Raw genomic sequence first — 20,373 nt, 5'->3', positions numbered from 1 at the left:
ATGTCGCAGATGCCCCAGCAGGCCACCGTGCCGCAGTGCCCGAGCTGTGCGGAACCGCTCGAATCGGGTGACCGTTTCTGCGGTGCGTGCGGATACGACCTGTCCGCCGTGTCCGCGCCGCCGCCCGACCATCCGACGATCGCCATGAACGGCTCGGCGCAGCAGCAGCCCGCCGGTTCGGCCGCCTGGCCGCACGCCGCCCAGCCGGGCAGCGCCGACACTCCGCCGGCCGTCCACCTGCCGACGGACCTGCGGGGCACCGACTCGGGCGGGGGCGACCTGCCGGCGCAGCCGCCGGCGGTCCCGGTGGCCGGGGCGGGCCGGCCCGGCGCGTCGGGCCCCGGCGTGCGCTTCGACCGGTCGCCGGAGCCGGAGGAGTACCCGCTCCAGGCGCCCGATCCGCGGATGGCCGCGGAGGCGGCCGACGGCGGGTCCGTGGCGGAGCCGAAGGTGTGCGTGGCCTGCCGGGCCGGCCGGGTGGACACCGACGGGTACTGCGAGAACTGCGGGCACGCCCAGCCGCGCGAACGCGACCACATGGAGCAGGAGTCGGGCCCGGTCGCCGCCGTCAGCGACCGCGGCCTGCGCCACCACCGCAACGAGGACGCCTTCGCCGTCGGCCACACCGCGCTGCCCGACGGCACCCCGGTGTCCCTGGCGATCGTCTGCGACGGTGTGTCCTCCGCGACCCGCCCCGACGACGCCTCACTGGCGGCGGCCCGGACCGCGAGCGAGTCGCTGCTGGCCGGGCTGGAGCAGGGCACCCACCCCCAGCAGGCGATGCACGACGCGATCGTCGCCGCCTCCCGCGCCGTCGACTCCCTGGCGGAGGAGCCCGCCACGGCCCGTGAGCACGCTCCGCACCTGAACGCGCCCGCCTGCACGATCGTCGGCGCGGTGGTGGCCTCCGGGCTGCTCGTCGTGGGCTGGGTCGGCGACAGCCGCGCCTACTGGGTGCCCGCCGACCCCGGCGCCCTCGCAGCCCGGCTCACCGAGGACGACTCCTGGGCGGCGCAGATGGTCGCCGCGGGCCTGATGAGCGAAGCCCAGGCGTACGCCGACGAGCGCGCCCACGCGATCACCGGCTGGCTCGGCGCGGACGCCTACGAACTGGAGCCGCACACCGCCTCGTTCAAGCCGGACCGGCCCGGGGTGGTGCTGGTGTGCACGGACGGGCTGTGGAACTACGCGGAGACGGCCGACCAGATGGCCGCCGTGCTCCCCCCCGACGCGGGCGTGCGCCCCCTGCACAGCGCGCAGGTCCTGGTCGGGCACGCCCTGGACGGCGGGGGCCACGACAACGTAACAGTGGCCGTCGTGCCGTTCCCCGCGCCCACGCAGGGGGCAGGATCGGCCTGAGGCCCGGCGACGGGGAGGCCTCTCACCGCGAGGACACCTCCGTCACGGGACAGCCTCACGCGGACCGGAGGGGACCGGTCCGCAACAAGTCGTCGCCTCACGGGGGTGGGGCGCTCAAGGGGGATCGATCAGGCATGGCCAACTTCTCGAAGCCCGACGTGCCACAGTTCTCGGTCGACGTGTACCAGAACGAGTACCTGCCGGAGGGCGGCCACCAGGTCGACGCCGTCGTCACCGTGACGGCGACCGGCGGCGGCACGATCGGCAGCGCGGTCACGGCACCCCACCTCTACTCCACCGGGCAGGGCCCGTCCGCGGCGGTGGCGATCATGGTCGACTGCTCCGGGTCGATGGACTACCCGCCGGACAAGATGCGCAACGCCCGTGACGCCACGGCCGCAGCGATCGGCACGCTGCGCGACGGCGTGCACTTCGCGGTGATCGGCGGCACGCACGTGGCCAGGGAGGTCTATCCCGGGGACGGACACCTCGCCGTCGCCGACGCAACCACCCGCGGACAGGCCAAACAGGCACTGCGCCGGCTCGGCGCGGGGGGCGGCACGGCGATCGGGACCTGGCTGCGGCTCGCCGACCGCCTGCTGTCGTCGGCGGACGTCGCCATCCGGCACGGCATCCTGCTCACCGACGGCCGCAACGAGCACGAGTCGCCGCAGGACCTGAAGGCCGCCCTCGACGCCTGCGCCGGGCGCTTCACCTGCGATGCGCGGGGCGTGGGCACGGACTGGGAAGTGAAAGAAGTCACAGGGATCGCCTCCGCGCTCCTCGGCACCGCCGACATCGTCGCCGACCCGGCCGCTCTCACCGCGGATTTCACGCAGATGATGGAGACGGCGATGGGCAAGGAGGTCGCGGACGTCGCCCTGCGGCTGTGGACGCCGGTCGGCGCGGTGGTGCGCTTCGTCAAGCAAGTCGCGCCCTCCGTCGAGGACTTGACCGAGCGGCGCACCGAGGCGGGGCCGCGCGCCGGGGACTACCCCACCGGCTCCTGGGGGGATGAATCCCGCGACTACCACGTCTGCGTCCAGGTCCCCCCGGCCGATCTCGGCCAGGAGATGCTCGCCGCCAGGGTCTCGCTGGTCGTCCCCCAACCCGACGGCACCGTACAGAACTTGGGAGCCCAGGGCCTGGTGCGGGCCGTGTGGACCGACGACGTGGCCGCATCGACGTCGATCAACCCCCAGGTCGCCCACTACACCGGCCAGGCCGAGCTGGCCCGGGCCATCCAGCAGGGCCTCGACCTTCGCAAAGCGGGCGATATCGACGGGGCGACGGCCAAACTGGGCCGGGCGGTCCAGCTCGCGGGTGCCTCGGGGAACGCCGATACTGCGAAACTGCTTGCGAAGGTGGTGGACGTGGTCGACGCAGCGACAGGTACTGTGCGACTGAAGACGAAGGTCGCCGAGGCCGACGAGATGACCCTTGAGACCCGGTCCACAAAGACAGTTCGTGTAAAGAAGTGATCTGAGAAGGAACGAGGAAGGACGCGCCGACATGCCGACCTGCCCGAACGGACACCAGTCGGGTTCCGACGACTGGTGCGAGGTCTGCGGTCACCGCATGGCCGGTGCCGTGCCTCCGCCGCCCCCGCCGCCGCCCACGGCCGGCGGTGGCTACGGCTTCCCGCCGCCGGCCCCCGGTGCCGGTGGCCGGCCGTCCGCCGCTTCGCAGCACGAGCCCGAGCTCTGCCCGCAGTGCCGCACGCCCCGCGAGGGCGGTGCGCCCTTCTGCGAGGAGTGCCGGTGGAACTTCCTGACCAACACGGCGACCTCCTACACCCCGGCCGCCCCGCGCCCGTCGGCGCCCGCGCCCGATCCGCGGTTCCCGCAGGGGGCCGGTCCGCAGGGGCACGGCCCGTCCTACGGCGCCGGTGACGCCTTCGACTACCAGAGCTCCCGTCCCTCACAGGTCAACCGCCCTGCCGAGCCGATCCCGCCCAGCCCGTTCGGCGCCGAGCCGTCGGGACGGGCCGGCACGCCGGGCCCGGGCGGCCAGGCGGGTCCCGGCGGCGGGGGCGGCCAGGCGACTGCGGGTGGCCCCGGCGGCCCAGGCGGTCCCGGTGCGTTCCCGGGTGCGGGCGGTCCCGGCGGCCCGAACGGCCCCTCCGGCCCGCCCGCCTTCGGTGGGTCCGGCCGTCCGGGCGCCCAGGGCACCCAGGGCGCCGCTGCGGGCCCCGGCGGCTTCGGCAGCCCGGGTGGCCACCCGGGTCAGGGCAGTCACCCGGGCCAGGGCGGCCACGCAGGCCAGGGCGGTCACCCGGGTCCCGGCGGGCAGGGCGGCCCCTCCGGGCCCCCGTCCTTCGGTGCCGACCCCTCGCGGCCGGTTCCACCGCCCCCGGGGCCGACGCCGCCCGCCGGTCCGCAGGCGACCTCGGGCGCGCCTCAGGCGTTCATGCCGCCGGGACCCTCCGGTCCCGGCGGCATGAACGGACCGTCCGCTCCCCCGTCCCCGTCCGGCTTCCCCCGGGAGTCCGGGCGCCCGGGCCCGTCCGGACCGGCCTTCGGCGGCGGTGAGGACGACTGGGTGATCAGCCCGCCGTCGCACACCTCCGGCGGACCCGGCGGTTACGGCTATCCGCAGCCCGGGGCCACCCAGGCTCCGCCCGCGCCCGGTCCGGCGTTCCCGCAGCAGGGACAGCCGCCGCAACCGGCGACGTGGACGGCGACCGTCGGCCCGGACCGCGAGTACTTCATGGCGATGATGCAGCGTTCCGGCCCCGAGGCCGCGGGGTTGAACCTGCCCGCGTACTCACCGGAGCAGCAGCGCGCCCTCACCGGCAACCAGGTCACCATCGGCCGCCGGCGGCACTCCACCGGCGAGACGCCCGACATCGACCTGTCGGTGCCGCCGGAGGACCCGGGGGTCTCGCACCAGCACGCGGTGCTGGTACAGCAGCCGGACGGCAACTGGGCGGTCGTCGACCAGAACTCCACGAACGGCACGACGGTCAACGGCGGCGAGGAGCCCATTCAGCCCTTCGTTCCGGTACCGCTCCAGGACGGCGACCAGGTACACGTCGGCGCCTGGACGACGATCACCGTCCGCCGCGGCTGAGCCCCGGCTGAACCGGCACACCCGGCAGAGGCCACACGTACGGTCCCTCCGGGTCGTCCAGCCACGCCCACGCGCGCCCGCCGGCGACGGTCAGGCCGTACCGGTCGCGTGGGGGCATGCCCTCGCGCTCCCACAGGGCGTGCGCCTCGTCCGGGTCGACGCTGCCCCGGGTCAGTGCCAGCAGGAAACGGAACAGGTCGCTCTCCCGCGCCCTGCTCGGCAGTCCCGCCAGACGTGGCGGCTCCCGCCGGGGCACGCCCTCGCCGCGCAGCGGCACGAAGAAGGCGGGTGTGGCCAGGAACCGGCCGCCGGCTCCCCCGGCGTGCCGCACGGTCAGCACGACCACCCCGGTCGCGAACGGCATCAGGATCCGGCCCCCGGGCCGGCACTGGGCGAGCCATGCGCCCGGGATCGACGCCAGGGCACAGGTGGCGATGATGCGGTCGTAGGGGGCGCGCTCGGGCACCCCCCGCGCCCCGTCACCGGTGACGACCGACGGGCGGAAGCCCGCGGCGTCCAGGTGCCGGCGGGCCGACTCGGTGATCTCCGGGTCGATGTCGACGGTGGTGACGGCGGCATCGCCGAGGCGGTGTGCCAGCAGCGCGGCGTTGTAGCCGGTGCCGGTGCCGATCTCCAGGACCCGGTCGCCCTCCTCGACCCGCAGCTCGGCCAGCATCGCCGCCATCAGGGACGGCTGGCTGCTGGAGGACAGCAGTTCGCCGTCGCGCAGCCGGGTGGCCAGCGGGGCGTCGTCGTAGGCGCCGCGGATCCAGCGCTCCCGGGCGGCCGGGTCGGGATGCCCGCCCCAGCGGCGTTCGTATCCGCCGGGGACGCCGACGTAGTAGTACGGCACGAACAGGTGCCGCGGGACCGCGGCGAACGCCTCCTTCCACACCGCATCGGCGGCGAGGGCCCCGCTCGCCTCGATCTCGTGCACCAGCGCCGCCCGCGCGGCGGCGGCGATGTCGTCCGGCTCCGTACCGGGAGCGTCCGCGCCCATCTCTCCACTGTGCTGCGCGCCGGGCCGTGCGGCGAGTGGCCCGGCCGGACGGGCTCCCGGCGGCCTGCGGGCCCTAGGTCTCAGGTCCTCGGTCCACGCGTCTGAGAGCATGGGGGGCGTGAATGAGATTCGGCGCGGCACGCTTCAGGAGCAGACCTTCTACGAGCAGGTCGGCGGGGAGGAGACCTTCCGCCGGCTCGTCCACCGTTTCTACGAGGGCGTCGCCGAGGACCCGGTCCTGCGGCCGATGTACCCGGAGGAGGACCTGGGCCCGGCCGAGGAGCGGCTGACCCTGTTCCTCATCCAGTACTGGGGCGGCCCCACCACCTACAGCGAGAACCGCGGCCACCCCCGGCTGCGCATGCGCCACGCCCCCTTCACCGTCGACCGGGCCGCGCACGACGCGTGGCTGAGGCACATGCGGGTCGCCGTGGACGAGCTGGGTCTGTCCGAGGAGCACGAGCAGACGCTGTGGCGCTACCTGACGTACGCGGCGGCCTCGATGGTGAACGCCCCCGGATGACCGCCCCGTGACCGTCGCGTGAGCACCGGCCCGCCGGGGAACCGAGGTCGCGCGGCCGACAGCCGGGACGTCAGCGCACGCTGATGCCGAGCGCCCCCAGTCCGGGTCCGCCCGTCCGCACGGCGATCGACCCGTACGGTGTCCGCAGCCGCAGCCACGGCCCCGACGAGAACAGCCCCGGCTCACCGGCACCGGGCTCCCGCGCGGGCCGCAGGAAACCCAGCGACTGCGCGGCGTGGACGGCCCGCACCGGCAGCCGGGTCTCCCCGACCGGGCGGGACCAGATGTCCCGCCCGATGCCGTCCAGCGCGGTCCGCGTCCGCCGCTCGGACGCCAGATCCCGGGTGCGGGCGCGGAACTCGGCGACGGACGCCCCGACCAGGGCGTGCAACGCCGCGGGACCGGGGAGGCCTGGTTCGGGCCGCCAGCCGCCACGCGGAGGGAGCACTCCCGTCCACGGCGGTCCGGTGACCGCGCCGGGGACGGCCGCCGTGGCCGCCGTCTCGTCGACGGAGTCCAGCAGCTCGCCCGCGGACACGGTGACGTCCAGAGTGACGTCGAGACCCTTCTCGTACGGCTTCGCCAGCCGTACCGTGCGGATCGCCAGCACCTCGAAGGAGGGCGGCCGGCCGAACACGGCGAGCGCCGTCCCGGCGGCCTGCAGGCGTACCGCCGCTCCACGGTCGTAGTGGAGCAGCCGGGAGAGGAAGGCGGCGAGGTCCGCCGCCTCCGTCTCGTCGGCGAGATGGAGCACCGTCATGCGGCGACGGCCTCGCCCTCACGGGACTCGCCGCTGCCGTCGTCCGCGCCGTCCGTGTACTCCTGGAGGAACGCGCGCTCCTCGGCGGTGATCCGGCGGGGTCGCTGTGCGGCGAAGTCGAACGGCACGATGACCGTCGAGGCCCGCACGTAGACCTCGTCGCCGTCCTTCACCTCGTAGGTGAGGGTGAAGGACGCCGCCCTGATCTCGGTGACCCACAGCTCGATGTCCACCGGAGCGTGCCGGTGGACGAGCTGCCGCTTGTAGTCGATCTCGTGGCGCGCCACCACCGAACCCTGCTGGAAGTCCTTGTCCGGACGGAACAGGAAGTCGATACGGGCCTCTTCCAGGTAGCGGAGGAAGACCACGTTGTTGACGTGACCGTACGCGTCCATGTCCGCCCAGCGCAGCGGGCAGCGGTAGATGTGCCGCAAGATCGATCAGCCCCGGGTCAGCTTCTTGTAGGTGGCCCGGTGCGGACGCGCGGCGTCCGGACCGAGGCGCTCGATCTTGTTCTTCTCGTACGACTCGAAGTTCCCCTCGAACCAGAACCACTTCGAGTCGCCCTCGTAGGCGAGGATGTGCGTGGCCACGCGGTCCAGGAACCACCGGTCGTGGGAGACGACCACGGCGCAGCCCGGGAACTCCAGCAGGGCGTTCTCCAGGCTGGAGAGGGTCTCGACATCGAGGTCGTTGGTCGGCTCGTCGAGCAGCAGCAGGTTGCCGCCCTGCTTGAGGGTCAGCGCCAGGTTCAGACGGTTGCGCTCGCCGCCGGAGAGGATCCCCGCGGGCTTCTGCTGGTCCGGGCCCTTGAAGCCGAAGGCGGAGACGTAGGCGCGGGACGGCATCTCGACCTGGCCGACGTTGATGTAGTCCAGGCCGTCGGAGACGACCTCCCACAACGTCTTCTTCGGGTCGATGTTGGCGCGGCCCTGGTCGACGTACGAGATCTTGACGGTCTCGCCGACCTTGATGTCGCCGGAGTCCGGGGTCTCGAAGCCCTGGATCATCTTGAACAGGGTGGTCTTGCCGGCGCCGTTCGGGCCGATGACGCCGACGATGCCGTTGCGCGGCAGCGTGAAGCTGAGGTTCTCGACGAGGACCTTCTCGCCGAAGGCCTTGTTGAGCTGGTCGACCTCGACGACCACGTTGCCCAGGCGGGGGCCCGGCGGGATCTGGATCTCCTCGAAGTCCAGCTTCCGCATCTTCTCGGCCTCGGCCGCCATCTCCTCGTAGCGGGCCAGACGCGCCTTGGACTTGGCCTGCCGGCCCTTGGCGTTGGAGCGGACCCAGTCCAGCTCCTCCTTGAGACGCTTCTGGCGCTTGGCGTCCTTCTGGCCCTCGACCTTCAGACGGGCCTGCTTGGTCTCCAGGTAGGTGGAGTAGTTGCCCTGGTAGGGGTAGGCACGCCCGCGGTCCAGCTCCAGGATCCACTCGGCGACGTTGTCGAGGAAGTACCGGTCGTGGGTGATGGCCACGACGGTGCCCGGGTACTTGGCCAGGTGCTGCTCCAGCCAGTTCACCGACTCGGCGTCGAGGTGGTTGGTGGGCTCGTCCAGCAGCAGCAGGTCGGGCTGCTCCAGCAGCAGCTTGCACAGCGCGACGCGGCGCTTCTCACCACCGGAGAGGTTGGTGACCGCCCAGTCGCCGGGCGGGCAGCCCAGCGCGTCCATGGCCTGCTCCAGCTGGGCGTCGAGGTCCCACGCGTTGGCGTGGTCCAGCTCCTCCTGGAGCTTGCCCATCTCCTCCAGCAGCGCGTCGGAGTAGTCGGTCGCCATCAGCTCGGCGATCTCGTTGAAGCGGTCGAGCTTGCCCTTGATCTCGGCGACGCCGTCCTGGACGTTCTCCAGGACCGTCTTCTCCTCGTTCAGCGGGGGTTCCTGCAGCAGGATGCCGACGCTGTACCCGGGCGACAGGAACGCGTCGCCGTTCGACGGCTGCTCCAGCCCCGCCATGATCTTCAGCACGGTCGACTTACCGGCACCGTTCGGGCCGACGACGCCGATCTTGGCACCCGGATAGAAGCTCAGGGTGACGTCGTCGAGGATCACCTTGTCGCCGTGCGCCTTGCGCGCCTTGCGCATGGTGTAAATGAACTCAGCCAAGAGAAACCGTCCGGCAGCTTGAAATCTGGCAGTGGGCAGATACACCCCATCTTGCCGTACCGCCACCCCTGGGCGGAAACGCGTCTCGCCGGGGCTCTCTGACCAGGGGATTCGCCACTGCCGGCAGCGACCCAGCCGTCACTGCCGGTCGCCGCCGCGGCCCCGGGGGGGGCATCGGGCAGCCCGGAGGCGCCCGCCGGGGACGACCCGGGGAATCAGCCGTGCCGCCTCCGCCGCACCGGCCGACGTCGGGCTACGACCCCGTCGTCCCGCGTCGAGTGGCGCGGACCGCGGCGGAGGGCGTGCTTCACTCCCCGTGCGTCGGAGGGGTCTTCCGGCGGGTCAGCAGCAGGGATCCGCCGCCGAGGACGACCATGGCGAGGGCGGTGCCGACGATGAGCGGGGTCGCACCGGAGCCGCCGGTCGCGGCGAGGTCGGTGTGGGGTGCGCCGCCGCCCACGACGGCCGGACTGGGCTCGCTCAGGGTCTGGGTGGTGATGTCGGAGCCGCCGCCCTGGGTCTTGCAGTCCAGTACGCCGGTGAACCGCTTCGCGAGACCGCCGGGTCCGCTGATGGTGAAGTCGTAGGCCTGGTCCTCCAGCAGCGGGATCGTCACCGTGCGCGATGCTCCCGCGGGGGTCGTGTGCTCCACGCCCATCAGTTCGAAGGTGAAGGGCTCGTCACCGGCGTTGGCCGCGGTGATGTCCACCCCGCCCCCGGTGCAGTTCCGGGCTGCGGACAGGGCCGGTATCGCGCCCTGTCGCGCCCAGCCGGCGGTCGCCGTCGCGGCGACGGTCGACTCGCTGGAGCCGGCCAGGATCTGCGTCTGGCTGCGGCCCTCGGCGGTGAAGGCGCGGCCGACGGGGACAGTGGTCGAGGCCTGCACCGTCAGCTCCGCGGAGCCGTCGTCGGCGTCCTCGGGGACCTGGAAGAAGAGGTGGCTTCCCTCCTTCGCCATGGTGATCGGCTTGCCGTCCTGACCGACGATCCGCACACCGCTCATGGCGGCGTCCGAGGGCGGCACCACCGTCGCGATCGCCGCGTCGGTGTGCACCGTGACCGGGCCGAGCAGGTCGCCGGGGTGTCCGGACACCGCGGGCGGGTCGAGGGTGAGCGACGCCTTCGGTTCCGGAAGGTTCCGCGCGCTCTTCTGCAGGTAGTCGGCGAGTTTCTCGGCCTGCGGATCGACGGCGTCGACGTCGGCGCCGTCGGCGCCGTCGGAGTAGCGCCAGATGGCGACCTGGGTGCCGGCCGCGGCGTCCTGCTCGGTGAGGCCGCTGCCGATGCCTGCCCGCTCGGCGAGGGCCGCGAGGTCGTTCACCTGCGGGTAGGAGTGCTGGAGGATCCAGCGGATCCGCCCGGCGTCCTTGTTGGCGGCCAGCGAGGTCCCGCTCCAGGGTGTCTCGTGGTACTTGGCGTCACGCTGCGTCGGCGTATGCAGGTCAACGCAGTACGTCTGCAGGGTGCCGCCGCCGTCGACGGACATCTCGAACAGGCCCGCCGGGACCTGCTGGTCACCGCCGGCGTCGTGGATCACGGCGGCGCCGTAGGTCTTCAGGCCTCCGATGGTGGCACTCGCCCCGCCCCGGGGCTGCGCCGCCCCACCGGCGGCTGCCGGTCCGGCCGCGGTCAGCAGCCCTGCGGTGACGAGCCCGGACACCAGCGCCGTGGCGGCGACGCGGCCGAACGCAGAAAACACGGAATTCCCCTCCGAGCAGGACCCGTTGACGTGGGGGTACGCGGTCCCACCAGCAGAATCAGGAGCCTCGACGGCTCTGCCCGGCATCCTAGGGAGGCAACGGCCCCCTCCCCCCTGTCATCTCGTCACACAACTGATCCGACTCGGAATCGTTATCACCGATACCGGCTGTGAGCAGGCCTTATCGACAAATCCACCAGCTTGTTCGGGGGCATAGTCGACGACAAGCCGCATCTCGGTCCGGATCGGTGCGAGAGCCGGCATTACGTCACCGCGGAAGTCGTTTCTCCCCGCTGGGCCGCAGGCTCCGAAGTGACCGCTGGTGTTTCCCAGTTGGGTTCCGGACGGTTCGGCGGGACGGTCGCCTCGGGGCGCCCCGTCCGGCGGAAGACCGAGGTGCCGCGGGAGAGATCGTGTCCGATCGCGACCGCGTCGATGTCGGCGGAGGTCCGGCTCTGTCCGTCGTGCACGTCCGTGCGCACCTTCAACCGCCCCTGCACCATGACCGGTTCGCCGACCGACAGCGATGCCGCGGCGTTCACGGCGAGCTGCCGGTTGGCCCAGACGGTGAAGAAGTTGGTGTGCCCGTCGGTCCAGGCGCTCTTCTCCCGGTCCCAGTAGCGGGACGTCACCGCGAGTCGGAACCGGGCCGACGGCCCCGCGGCCGCCTCCCGGTAGACCGGCGACGTCGCCACGTTGCCCACCGCGCAGATGACCGTCTCGTTCATCGTGAACACCCCCTTCCGCCCGGCGTGCCGGCCGGGCGGACACGCCGCCGGGCCCGTCCCGCGCGGCTGCGTCCGGCGCGGTGGCGGGCGTTCGACGCGCCGCACCGCTTCCGCGGCGATCGCGTCCGTCGCGACCGCTGTGCAAGCCAGACTGCCCCTACCGGGCCGGGCCCGCCGAGCGCTGTGGACCACCCACGGGCTGTGGACATCGCCGCCACCCGGACGAGTCAGCGGTGCCCTTCGGACCTGTCCGTCACCCCACCTGGCCGAAGTCCGTTCCGACGGGCACCACCAGGGCGGAGCCCACCCGGACGGCGCGCCCCCGGACCGGGACCACCCGCCGGTGTACGGCCCGCGCGGGCGGGCCCACTCGGGGCACACGGCCCATGCCCGCCTCACACTGGTAGTCCACCCCCGGTGCTCCGCCGGCGGCCCGCCCCCGCCCGAGCCCGGTGCACCAGCCGATCGCCGATGCACCGCTCGCCCGTGCCCGTGCTCACCACCGGCACCCGCTCAGCGCGCCACCGCGCCCACACCCGTGACCCGCGCGTACTGCTCGCGCACCTCCCGGTACCGCAGCAGCTCCGCCGCGACCGGGTCCAGCACCCGCGCCCGGCCGCATCCGGCAGCGGACTCCCTGAGTCTGCGTTCGGCTTCCTGACCGTACCGCCGGGCGGGGCCGCGGGCGGCCATCCGGCAGCTCCACTCCACGAGCGGGCCCCCCACGATGCCCGCCACCATCAGCAGCACCGGCACGCCCAGGTTCGGCGCCATCACCCCGATGATCTGCCCCACCAGCCACAGCCCCCCGACGACCTGAAGCAGCGTCATGGACGCCTGCACCAGCACCGCCGCGGGCCACCAGCCCGGCCGCGGTGGCCGGCTCGGAGACAGCGTCCCGGCACGTGCCGCCAGCTCGTCCAGCGCTTCGGGCAGCCCCTGCGCGCCGCGTACCGCGGCCTCGCGCACGGCCTGGGCCCACGCCGCGGGGAGTCCGGCCGACGCCTGCTCGGCCACCGTGCGCACCGCCTGCTCCACCCGTTGCCGCGCGGTGGCCTCGGCGTCGGCCTGTGCGCGCAGCGGCAGACGTCCCGTGGGGGGCTCGCCCCGGTCCTGGAACCAGCGCCACAGCCGCAACCAGGGCGTCCCGCAGGCCCGGTTGGCGTTGCGGAGCCAGGCCCGTTCGGCCGCCTCGCCCGCCGCGGTGGCGCCGACGGCGTCGGCCAGCCGCGCGGAGAACTCCTCACGCGCCTCCTCGCTGAGCCCCGTACACCGCCCGGCGGCGTAGACGGGCCGCAGTCCGCCCGCGGCGGCGTCCACGTCCGCCGAGATCCGGCGGGCCGCGGCCCCGCGCTCCCCGACGAACTGGCCGAGCGCCTCGCGCAGCTCCCCCACACCGTCCCCGGTGAGCGCGGACAGGGCGAGCACGGTGGCACCGGGTTCGCCGTGCTCGCCCAGCGCGATGCCGTCCTCGTCCAGCAGCCGCCGCAGGTCGTCGAGGACCAGGTCGGCCGCCTCGCCGGGCAGCCGGTCGGTCTGGTTGAGGACGACGAACATCACCTCGGCATGGCCCGCCATGGGCCGCAGGTAGCGCTCGTGGAGAACGGCGTCGGCGTACTTCTCCGGGTCGACGACCCAGATGACGGCGTCGACGAGGCGCAGGACGCGGTCCACCTGCTCGCGGTGCTGCAGGGCGGCGGAGTCGTGGTCGGGCAGGTCCACCAGGACCAGCCCGCGCAGTTGTTCCTCCGGCTCCGGGCTCTGCACCGGCCGCCGCCGCAACCGGGGCGGGATGCCGAGGCGCTCGATCAGGCTCGCCCCGCCGTCGCTCCAGCTGCAGGCGATGGGGGCGGCGGTGGTCGGTCGCCGCACCCCGGTCTCCGAGATGGCCACCCCGGCGAGCGTGTTGAACAGCTGCGACTTGCCGCTGCCGGACGCGCCCGCGATGGCGACGACGGTGTGCTGCCCGGAGAGCTTGCGCCGCGCCGCCGCCTCGTCCAGCACGCGTCCCGCCTCGGCGAGAGTCCGGCTGTCCAGGCGTGCGCGGGAGAGCCCCACCAACTCCCGAAGGGCGTCCAGCCGCGACCGCAGATGTCCGTCGTACGCCAGCGGAGCCGCCCCACGGGGCCCGCCGCTGCCGCCGGTCCGGGGTTCGAGGACGGCGGAGGGCTCCGCCGCACCCCCGGTCTCGTTCACCCGCCGCGCGATCAGCCCGTCGTCCCAGGCGGGCGAGGAGCCGTCGCGGGCGTGCGGGCCGTCGTCCCCGGCCGGAGCGGCCTCCCCGCCACGTGCACGCACGTCGTTCCCTCCATGTGCACGTACGTCGTTCCCTCCGCGTGCAGGCAGGTCCTCACGGCCCCGCGCGCGTCCGTCGTCGCCGGCACGCGCGCGTACGTCAGTCCCGGACGCCGTCCCGGGCTCCGCGCCCCGCGCCTCCCGAGCCCTGCGCTCCACAGCGCGCTCCGCAGCCCGCGGCGCGCCCTCGCCCCGTTCCTCGGGCTTCCCGGGGCGCCCGCCGGGCGCCCCGCCCGGCTCCGGCTGCGTGGACCCTCCTGCCTCCGCTCGCTCCGAGCCGGACTCCTGTTCCTGTGCGCGCCCGCCATGGCCGGGGGCCGCGGCCGGGCCCTCCTCCGCGTCGGCGGCTCCGGGGGCGCCGCCCGCGTCGCCGCCCTCGGGGAGGCCGCGGTCGCCGGGGCGCCGGCGGTCCTGCGAAACGCTGCGGTCGTCCTGCACGGTCCCCTCCCCGGGGTGATCGGCGTGCTCCGTGTGGTCCTGATCAGTGACGGCGGTCACCGGTCATCTCTCCTTCTGCAGCAGGGACAGCGCGGCGATCAGTTCGGCCTGGGGCTCGGCGTGGACGTCGAGCCCGTCGAGCGGCGCCAGACGCCGCTCCCGCTCGGCGTGCAGGACCCCGTCCACGTGCTCGGCGAGCAGGCGCCCGCCCCGGTCGCGCAGTCGCAGTGCGCCGTGCGCCCCGAGCCGCTCCGCGAGGCCCTCGCCCGCGGAGCGCGCGCGGCGCCCGCCCAGCAGGGCGGTGGCGACGAGCGCCGCGATCAGCTCGGGGTCGGGTACGGCGCCGCGCTCCAGCCCGCGTACCTCCTCCTCGGCGTACTCCTCCAGCTCGCGCCGCCACCGTCGTACGGCGAGCCCGATCCGGTGCTCGGTGTTCTCCGGGGTGGCGTCGGGGTCGGCCAGGCCGTCGGCGTCCGCCGCCGGTTCGCGACGCCAGGCGTCGTCGATCCGCTCGTCGGCGGCGGTGACGGCGCACAGCAGCAGTGAGGAGAGGCTCTCCACCAGGGCGTCGAGGAGTTCGCCCGCAGTGCAGTCGAGGGGGTAGGCCCGCCAGCGCTTGAGCGCGTCACCGGCAAGGGCGGCACCCGCCTGCAACCGCCCTCTGACGCGCGCGTGCTCGCTGTCGTACGCCCCGTCGACGGCGGCGGTGAGCCGGAGCGCCGCCGCGTACTGCTGCGCCGTGGCGCCGGCGAGCTCGGGCATGCGCGACTTGAGGGAGTCGAGGATTCCGTACACGGTGCGCCCCATGGCGTGCTGGCGCGCTCCGGGGTCCTGCGTGTGGTGGACGAGCCAGGCTCGCAGCGGGGCGACGGCGGTGGCCGGAAGCAGTCCGCCGCCCCAGGCGGATTCCGGCAGTTCGGGCACCGTGAACCGGGGTACGTCGCCCAGTCCTGCCTTGGTGAGCAGCGCCCCGTACTGCCGGGACACCTCGGCGACGACCTGGTGGGGCACGCGGTCCAGGACGGTCACGAGCGTGGCGTCGTACTCCTTGGCGGTGCGCAGCAGATGCCAGGGCACCGCGTCGGCGTAGCGGGCGGCCGTGGTGACCATCACCCAGATGTCGGCGGCGCAGATGAGTTCGGCGGCCAGGACACGGTTCTCGGCGAGGAGGGAGTCGACGTCGGGCGCGTCGAGGAGGGCGAGACCCGGCGGCAGGGTGTCGGCGGTCTCGATGCGCAGGACGCGCACGGGGTGCTCGTCGGGCAGCAGCAGGTCGTCGCCCACGTCCTGATGAGGCGTCCACACGCGTGTGAGGTCGGGCAGTACGCGCATCCCGCTGAACCAGTGCTGGTCCTCGGGGTGGCAGACCAGGACCGGGGTGCGGGTCGTCGGGCGCAGCACACCCGCCTCGCTGACCCGCCGCCCCACCAGCGAGTTGACGAGCGTCGACTTACCGGCGCCGGTCGAGCCGCCCACCACCGCCAGCAGGGGTGCTTCGGGCTGGCGCAGACGGGGCACCAAGTAGTCGTCGAGCTGGGCGAGCAGTTCATCGCGGTTGGCACGCGCGCGTGGGGCCCCTGCCAGGGGCAGCGGGAAGCGTGCGGCCGCGACACGGTCGCGCAGCGCGGAGAGTGCGTCGAGCAGCTGAGGCCGTACGTCCAAGGTCACCACATGCGAAGAATGCCCAATTTCAGGGGAATTCTGAAGCATATGGGCATGCCTGCGCGCCGACTGAACACAAGGGACGGAAGGGACGACTGGGACATGGGTACAGCCCAGGCATAACGAGTGCACAACACCGGTGGCGCTCGCCGTCAAAAGCGATGCACGATTCGTACCTGCCTGCGATTATCAGGACCGCTTCACCGAACCTCATCGAGCCACGGAGGCGAAGCGGCAGGGGCAAGGATCCGGGAGCCCTATCCTTGTCCCCGGCGACGTCACGGACCGGCCCGCACCCGGGCACCTTGACAGAGGCCACCACACCAGGCCCCCGTAGCTCAGTGGATAGAGCAGGCGCCTTCTAAGCGCTTGGCCGCAGGTTCGAGTCCTGCCGGGGGCGCCACCACCATGCCGCCGCCTGGGACACCAAAGCCCAGGTCAGAGCCGCTGGACCCACACTCCGGCCATAGGCACGCCCTACCCCTCCACAGGCGTCGGCGGCATCCGCAAGGCCGTTCGGGCCCGCGGTCGCTTCCCCTCGGAAGCCGCCGCGTTGAAGTGCGTCTGCATGGCGATGATGAGCCTGGACCCGACCGGCAAGGGACGACGCCGCTGGACGATGCGCTGGAAGGCACCACTGAAGCCTTGGCGCTCGACGGCGATGAACACGGCACACGCCTGCTTGGCCGCGTTCGCCATGTGCCTCCACCCCGCCCGGCGGAGTGCCTGCGAAGGTTCGGTCGCACGGCGGTGCCTGGCGTGTGCGGTTCGCTGGCTCAGGACTCCAGTCGCTGGACGCGTTCTGCGTCGCAGGTGCGGGGACAGGTCAGGCACGCCTCGCCGGGGCGGATGGTGTAGTACAGGCAGCAGCCGAGGCGGGTGCGGGTGGTGTGGGAGCGGCCGTTGCTGCCGGGAAGGTGCCGGAAGTCGGCTCCTCCAGGGAAGGGCGGGATGGCGCGGGGGAGGAGATCGGTGGCGGCCTGTACGGCCTGTTCCTCCTGGCCGAGTAGGCGGCCGAGGTGCCAGATGCCAGAGAGCAGGTCGTCGGCGACCATGCCCCACAGGGCGCGCTGGCCGCGCCGGATGTGGGGGCCGATGGCGGCGAGGAGGGGCCGCATGTGGTCGGCGACTGCGGCGCGGAGTTCGGCGTGCAGGGCCTGTTCGTGGGGGAGCGTCCGGACGCCGGGAAGGCGGGCTGCCGCCGGGTCGCCGGGGAGGCAGAGGAAGCCGGGTCCGGGGGTGATCTCGAATGCGCCGGTCGCCGGGTTCACCCGGATGTCGTGCGGGTGGATCCGCGCCACGCGCCGGTGCAGGTACCAGGGGCCGCTCATCAGCAAGCTGACGGACCACGCGTAGTCGTGCAGCGCGCGGGAGGCGGCTGTGTCCCTGCGCGGGGCGCGGCGGAAGCGGCGCTGGAGGCGAGTGGCCTCGGCATCGACGAATGCGCCGAGGGCATCGGGGTTCCGCGCCAGCTCTGCCGCGTCGACCCAGGGCCCAGCCGGTCGCAGGGAGTGACCGGTCGCCGGTCCGGCCTCGGCGACGTGCACGTCGAGCGCCTCGCAGCATGCGGCGAGGTGCCGGTAGGCGTCGGCGAGCAGACCGGGGGCGGTGGCCGCGGGGTCGGCAGGCAGCACCTCCGGGGCGATGGTCATGGGCACTCCTCACGCATGAGACAGGGCGCTGAGAAAAGGTAAGCCTCACCTTACCTACGAGGTGGACCGTCGACGATCGGGGGAGGCGCGTGTCACAGGACGGCCCGCCTTGACAAACTTAGGTATGCCTTACCTAAACTAACGCCCCGTGTCCATCTCTGAACGGGCCGCATCCACCGGCGTGCCCCCTTCGTCAGCCCGCCGGGTCGCCCCTTTTGTGTCGGGGATCGCCGCCCTGGTGCTGTGTGCCGCTGTGAGCCTGGCCCTGGGCGCGCGCTCGGTGCCGCTGTCCACGGTGGCCGACGCCCTGTTCGGCGACGCCCACGGGCGTGACGCCATTGTCGTGACGGGGCTGCGGCTGCCGCGTACCGTGGTCGGGCTCGCCGTCGGCGCCGCGCTCGGTGTGGCGGGTGCGGTGGTCCAGGGGATCACACGTAATCCGCTCGCCTCGCCGACGACGCTGGGCATCAACGCCGGTGCTGGCTTCGCCGTGGTCACCGCCGTCTACGCGCTACACCTCACCCGTCCCGTCGAGTACGTGTGGTTCGCCTTCGCCGGGGCGGCCGGCGCCGCGCTGTTCGCGCAGGCCCTGGCCCGCCGGGCGGGCGAGCTGGACCCGGTACGGCTGGCGCTCGGCGGCACGGTGCTGCAACTGGTCCTCATGTCCTGGACGTCGGCGGTGATGCTGGCCAGCCGGCGCACGCTGGACGAGGCCCGCTTCTGGCTGGCCGGCTCGCTGGCGGAACGCCCGCTGGGCGTGCTGTATCCGATGCTGCCGACGCTGGTGATCGGTGCGGTCCTGGCGCTGGCCGTCTCTCCCGCGCTCAACGCCCTCGCGCTCGGCGACGACGCAGCGCAGGCGCTCGGGGTGCCGGTGACCCGGATCCGGCTGGCCGGGACGGTCGCGGTGGTGCTGCTGGCCGGTTCGGCGGTCGCAGTGGCCGGCCCCTTGGCCTTCATCGGTCTGGCCGCGCCGCACCTGGTCCGCCCGCTGCTCGGCGGCGACCACCGGCTGCTGGTGCCCGGATGCCTGATCGCTGGGCCGCTGCTGCTGCTCGCCGCCGACGTCCTCGGACGGCTTGTCGTGCGCCCGTCCGAACTGGAGGTGGGCATCGTCACCGCCTTCCTCGGCGCCCCGCTGCTGGCGCTGCTGACCCGGAAGGTGGCGCGATGACCAGGACCCTGCAGGCCGCCTCCGTCCCGCACACGGGCGCATCGGTACGGCAGCGTCGTACCGCGCTGATCGCCTGCTGCTGTGTCGCCCTGCTCTGCTTCCTCGCCGCGGTCTCCCTGACCACGGGTGAGATGTCGATGTCCCCGTCGGTCGCGCTGCGCGCCCTGGTCGGGCTGGGCGATGCGGGTGACGTCCTCGTCGTGCAGCAGTTCCGGGCGCCGAGGCTGGCGGCGGCGATCGTCGCCGGGGCCGGTCTGGCCGTGTCCGGCGCCGTGCTGCAGCGGCTGTTCCGCAACCCGCTGGCTTCCCCCGATGTCGTGGGTATCACCGGCGGTGCGTCCTTCGGTTCGGTGTCCCTGCTGGCCGTGGGAGCCTCGCAGTCGCTCATCCCGGTGGGCGCGCTGGGCGGCGGCCTGCTCGCCGCCGTGCTGCTGGGGGTGTTCGCCTGGCGTTCCGGCCTGGCCGTCACCCGCCTGGTCCTAGTGGGCCTGGCGGTTCAGGCGGGGCTGGCCGCCGCCGTGAACCTCATGGTCGTACGCTTCCCCGCCGAGCTGGCCGGGGCGGCGCTGCAGTGGACCACCGGCTCCCTCTACGGCCGAACCTGGACCGAGGTGTGGGGCGCCGCCGCCGCGACCGTGGTGGCGCTGGCCGCCGTGTTCCTCCAGTACCGCCGACTGGCCGTCCTGGACCTGGGCGACGACACGGCGGGCCCGCTCGGAGTGCGGGTCGCGGCCGCCCGTCTCCACCTCCTCCTCACCACCATCGCGCTGGCCTCCCTGGCCGCCGCGCTCACCGGCCCGGTCGCCTTCGTGGCGCTCGCCGTGCCGCACGTGGTGCAGTTCCTGGCCGGCCCGCCCAGCCCCGGAACGCTGGCGCTGACCGGCCTGACCGGCTCGGTGCTGCTGCTCGCCTCCGACCTGGTGGTGCAGCACCTGCTCCCCGTGGAGGGTCTGCCGGTCGGCGTGGTCACCGCCACCGTCGGCGCCCCCTGGCTCCTGGTGCTGATGTTCCGTCAGTCCGCACCCGTCAACAGGAGTTCCGCATGACCTCCCAGCAGCCGAACGAACTGGCCGCCACCGGCCTCGACCTGCGCTACGGCGAGAGGGACGTGGTCAGCGGGCTCGACCTGGTGCTCCCCGGCGGCGCGGTCACCGCCATCGTCGGCCCCAACGCCTGCGGCAAGTCCACGCTGCTCAGAGGACTGACCCGGCTGCTCGCCCCGGCCCGCGGCACCATCACCCTGGACGGCGCCGACATCCACCGCATGTCGGCCCGTGTGCTGGCCCGCCGCATGGGCCTGCTGCCGCAGCAGCCGGTCACCCCCGAGGCGATCACCGTCGAGGCCCTCGTACGGCTTGGCCGCTACCCCCATCAGCGGCTGCTCGCCCCCTGGTCCGCCGCCGACCAGAAGGCGGTGGAGGAGGCCCTGGAGCGCACCGGCACCGCGGCCCTGCGCGAGACGCCCGTCGACCGGCTCTCCGGCGGCCAGCGCCAACGCGCCTGGATCGCCCTGGCGTTGGCGCAGGACACCGACCTGCTCCTGCTGGACGAGCCCACGACTTTCCTGGATCTGCGGCACCAGCTCGACGTGCTCGACCTGGTCGCCGCCCTGCACGCCGAGGCCGACCGCACCGTGGTGATGGTGCTGCACGACCTCGGACAGGCCGCCCGCTACGCGGACCACCTCGTGGTCCTCAAGGACGGACGACTGGCCGCGGCCGGAGCCCCGGCCGCGGTGCTCGACGCGGAGCTGGTCAAGTCCGTGTTCGACGTGGACTGCCGGGTGATCCCCGACCCGGAGACCGGCACCCCGCTGGTCATCCCCAAGGGCAGCGCAATACGGCACTCCGCCGTGTCCGCCTGACCCACGGGCTCGGAGCGCGCCAGGACGACACGACATCCGCCG

General features: G+C 73.5%; 16 protein-coding genes, 1 tRNA gene and 1 pseudogene. 9 read left to right on the top strand and 9 right to left on the bottom strand.

Features of this window, described 5'->3' with window-relative positions; translation table 11 throughout:
- The 3 genes from I3F54_RS17495 (at position 1) to I3F54_RS17485 (ending at position 4,431) form a co-directional block, all read left to right on the top strand.
- The gene (locus I3F54_RS17495) at positions 1-1,359 is read left to right on the top strand and encodes a PP2C family serine/threonine-protein phosphatase (protein ID WP_240119730.1); all 1,359 of its coding nucleotides are present in this window, start codon (positions 1-3) and stop codon (positions 1,357-1,359) included.
- Positions 1,360-1,493: 134 nt separating this feature from the next.
- Positions 1,494-2,840 (top strand): VWA domain-containing protein, encoded by a 1,347-nt coding sequence (locus tag I3F54_RS17490; protein WP_240119729.1) that lies wholly within the window; start codon positions 1,494-1,496, stop codon positions 2,838-2,840.
- A gap of 31 nt (positions 2,841-2,871) precedes the next feature.
- Positions 2,872-4,431: an FHA domain-containing protein gene (locus I3F54_RS17485; RefSeq protein ID WP_240119728.1), complete on the top strand. Its 1,560-nt coding sequence runs from the start codon at positions 2,872-2,874 to the stop codon at positions 4,429-4,431.
- On the opposite strand, the gene I3F54_RS17480 is transcribed toward I3F54_RS17485, so the two are convergent.
- The gene (locus I3F54_RS17480; RefSeq protein WP_240119727.1) at positions 4,412-5,431 is read right to left on the bottom strand and encodes a methyltransferase domain-containing protein; all 1,020 of its coding nucleotides are present in this window, start codon (positions 5,429-5,431) and stop codon (positions 4,412-4,414) included. The genes I3F54_RS17485 and I3F54_RS17480 overlap by 20 nt on opposite strands.
- Before the next feature lie 109 nt (positions 5,432-5,540).
- Here I3F54_RS17480 and I3F54_RS17475 point away from each other — a divergent pair, with 109 nt between their 5' ends.
- Positions 5,541-5,954 carry a globin gene (locus I3F54_RS17475; RefSeq protein WP_240119726.1) on the top strand — a complete coding sequence of 138 codons (414 nt, stop codon included), beginning with the start codon at positions 5,541-5,543 and terminating at the stop codon, positions 5,952-5,954.
- Between the two features lie 70 nt (positions 5,955-6,024).
- Here I3F54_RS17475 and I3F54_RS17470 read toward each other — a convergent pair whose 3' ends face one another.
- The 7 genes from I3F54_RS17470 to I3F54_RS17440 form a co-directional block, all read right to left on the bottom strand.
- Positions 6,025-6,714 (bottom strand): hypothetical protein, encoded by a 690-nt coding sequence (locus I3F54_RS17470; RefSeq protein WP_240119725.1) that lies wholly within the window; start codon positions 6,712-6,714, stop codon positions 6,025-6,027.
- On the bottom strand, positions 6,711-7,148 hold the full coding sequence (locus tag I3F54_RS17465; RefSeq protein WP_240119724.1) for a thioesterase family protein: 438 nt from the start codon (positions 7,146-7,148) through the stop codon (positions 6,711-6,713). Before I3F54_RS17465 ends, I3F54_RS17470 begins: the two co-directional genes overlap by 4 nt.
- Before the next feature lie 6 nt (positions 7,149-7,154).
- Positions 7,155-8,819: an energy-dependent translational throttle protein EttA gene (gene ettA / locus I3F54_RS17460; RefSeq protein WP_240119723.1), complete on the bottom strand. Its 1,665-nt coding sequence runs from the start codon at positions 8,817-8,819 to the stop codon at positions 7,155-7,157.
- 307 nt (positions 8,820-9,126) lie between these two features.
- Positions 9,127-10,518 (bottom strand): Cys-Gln thioester bond-forming surface protein, encoded by a 1,392-nt coding sequence (locus I3F54_RS17455; RefSeq protein WP_240119722.1) that lies wholly within the window; start codon positions 10,516-10,518, stop codon positions 9,127-9,129.
- A 263-nt stretch (positions 10,519-10,781) separates the two neighbouring features.
- Positions 10,782-11,246, bottom strand: coding sequence for a single-stranded DNA-binding protein (locus I3F54_RS17450; RefSeq protein WP_240119721.1), 465 nt, complete (start codon positions 11,244-11,246; stop codon positions 10,782-10,784).
- Between the two features lie 513 nt (positions 11,247-11,759).
- Positions 11,760-13,544 (bottom strand): GTPase, encoded by a 1,785-nt coding sequence (locus I3F54_RS17445; RefSeq protein WP_374205934.1) that lies wholly within the window; start codon positions 13,542-13,544, stop codon positions 11,760-11,762.
- Between the two features lie 498 nt (positions 13,545-14,042).
- Positions 14,043-15,650 (bottom strand): dynamin family protein, encoded by a 1,608-nt coding sequence (locus I3F54_RS17440; RefSeq protein WP_240119719.1) that lies wholly within the window; start codon positions 15,648-15,650, stop codon positions 14,043-14,045.
- Positions 15,651-15,968: 318 nt separating this feature from the next.
- Between I3F54_RS17440 and I3F54_RS17435 the strand changes: the two genes are divergently transcribed.
- A tRNA-Arg gene (locus tag I3F54_RS17435) sits at positions 15,969-16,044 on the top strand.
- Between the two features lie 99 nt (positions 16,045-16,143).
- Positions 16,144-16,293 (top strand): annotated as a pseudogene (locus I3F54_RS17430) (IS256 family transposase); the annotation flags it as partial.
- Between the two features lie 124 nt (positions 16,294-16,417).
- Here the strand turns inward: I3F54_RS17430 and I3F54_RS17425 are convergent.
- Complete coding sequence (locus I3F54_RS17425) at positions 16,418-17,293, bottom strand: (2Fe-2S)-binding protein (protein WP_240119718.1); 876 nt, start codon at positions 17,291-17,293, stop codon at positions 16,418-16,420.
- A gap of 181 nt (positions 17,294-17,474) precedes the next feature.
- Between I3F54_RS17425 and I3F54_RS17420 the strand changes: the two genes are divergently transcribed.
- From I3F54_RS17420 to I3F54_RS17410, 3 genes are read left to right on the top strand one after another with little or no spacing between them, the layout of a single operon-like run.
- Complete coding sequence (locus I3F54_RS17420) at positions 17,475-18,467, top strand: iron ABC transporter permease (protein ID WP_240119752.1); 993 nt, start codon at positions 17,475-17,477, stop codon at positions 18,465-18,467.
- Complete coding sequence (locus I3F54_RS17415; protein ID WP_240119717.1) at positions 18,464-19,513, top strand: iron chelate uptake ABC transporter family permease subunit; 1,050 nt, start codon at positions 18,464-18,466, stop codon at positions 19,511-19,513. The genes I3F54_RS17420 and I3F54_RS17415 overlap by 4 nt, the downstream gene beginning before the upstream one ends.
- On the top strand, positions 19,510-20,331 hold the full coding sequence (locus I3F54_RS17410; RefSeq protein WP_240119716.1) for an ABC transporter ATP-binding protein: 822 nt from the start codon (positions 19,510-19,512) through the stop codon (positions 20,329-20,331). The genes I3F54_RS17415 and I3F54_RS17410 overlap by 4 nt, the downstream gene beginning before the upstream one ends.
- Positions 20,332-20,373 lie beyond the last annotated feature (42 nt).

The sequence above is a fragment of the Streptomyces sp. MUM 2J genome (assembly GCF_022414535.1).
Lineage (GTDB): Bacteria > Actinomycetota > Actinomycetes > Streptomycetales > Streptomycetaceae > Streptomyces.
The sequence above is the reverse complement of the archived record's forward strand: the minus strand, read 5'-3'. Positions and strand labels throughout refer to the sequence as shown.

Coding starts and splice junctions, on each gene's coding strand:
- I3F54_RS17490 (WP_240119729.1), top strand. CDS start 1,494: ATGGCCAACTTCTCGAAGCCCGACGTGCCACAGTTCTCGGTCGACGTG.
- I3F54_RS17425 (WP_240119718.1), bottom strand. CDS start 17,293: ATGACCATCGCCCCGGAGGTGCTGCCTGCCGACCCCGCGGCCACCGCC.
- I3F54_RS17410 (WP_240119716.1), top strand. CDS start 19,510: ATGACCTCCCAGCAGCCGAACGAACTGGCCGCCACCGGCCTCGACCTG.
- I3F54_RS17450 (WP_240119721.1), bottom strand. CDS start 11,246: ATGAACGAGACGGTCATCTGCGCGGTGGGCAACGTGGCGACGTCGCCG.
- I3F54_RS17475 (WP_240119726.1), top strand. CDS start 5,541: ATGGGGGGCGTGAATGAGATTCGGCGCGGCACGCTTCAGGAGCAGACC.
- I3F54_RS17485 (WP_240119728.1), top strand. CDS start 2,872: ATGCCGACCTGCCCGAACGGACACCAGTCGGGTTCCGACGACTGGTGC.
- I3F54_RS17415 (WP_240119717.1), top strand. CDS start 18,464: ATGACCAGGACCCTGCAGGCCGCCTCCGTCCCGCACACGGGCGCATCG.
- I3F54_RS17470 (WP_240119725.1), bottom strand. CDS start 6,714: ATGACGGTGCTCCATCTCGCCGACGAGACGGAGGCGGCGGACCTCGCC.
- I3F54_RS17495 (WP_240119730.1), top strand. CDS start 1: ATGTCGCAGATGCCCCAGCAGGCCACCGTGCCGCAGTGCCCGAGCTGT.
- I3F54_RS17480 (WP_240119727.1), bottom strand. CDS start 5,431: ATGGGCGCGGACGCTCCCGGTACGGAGCCGGACGACATCGCCGCCGCC.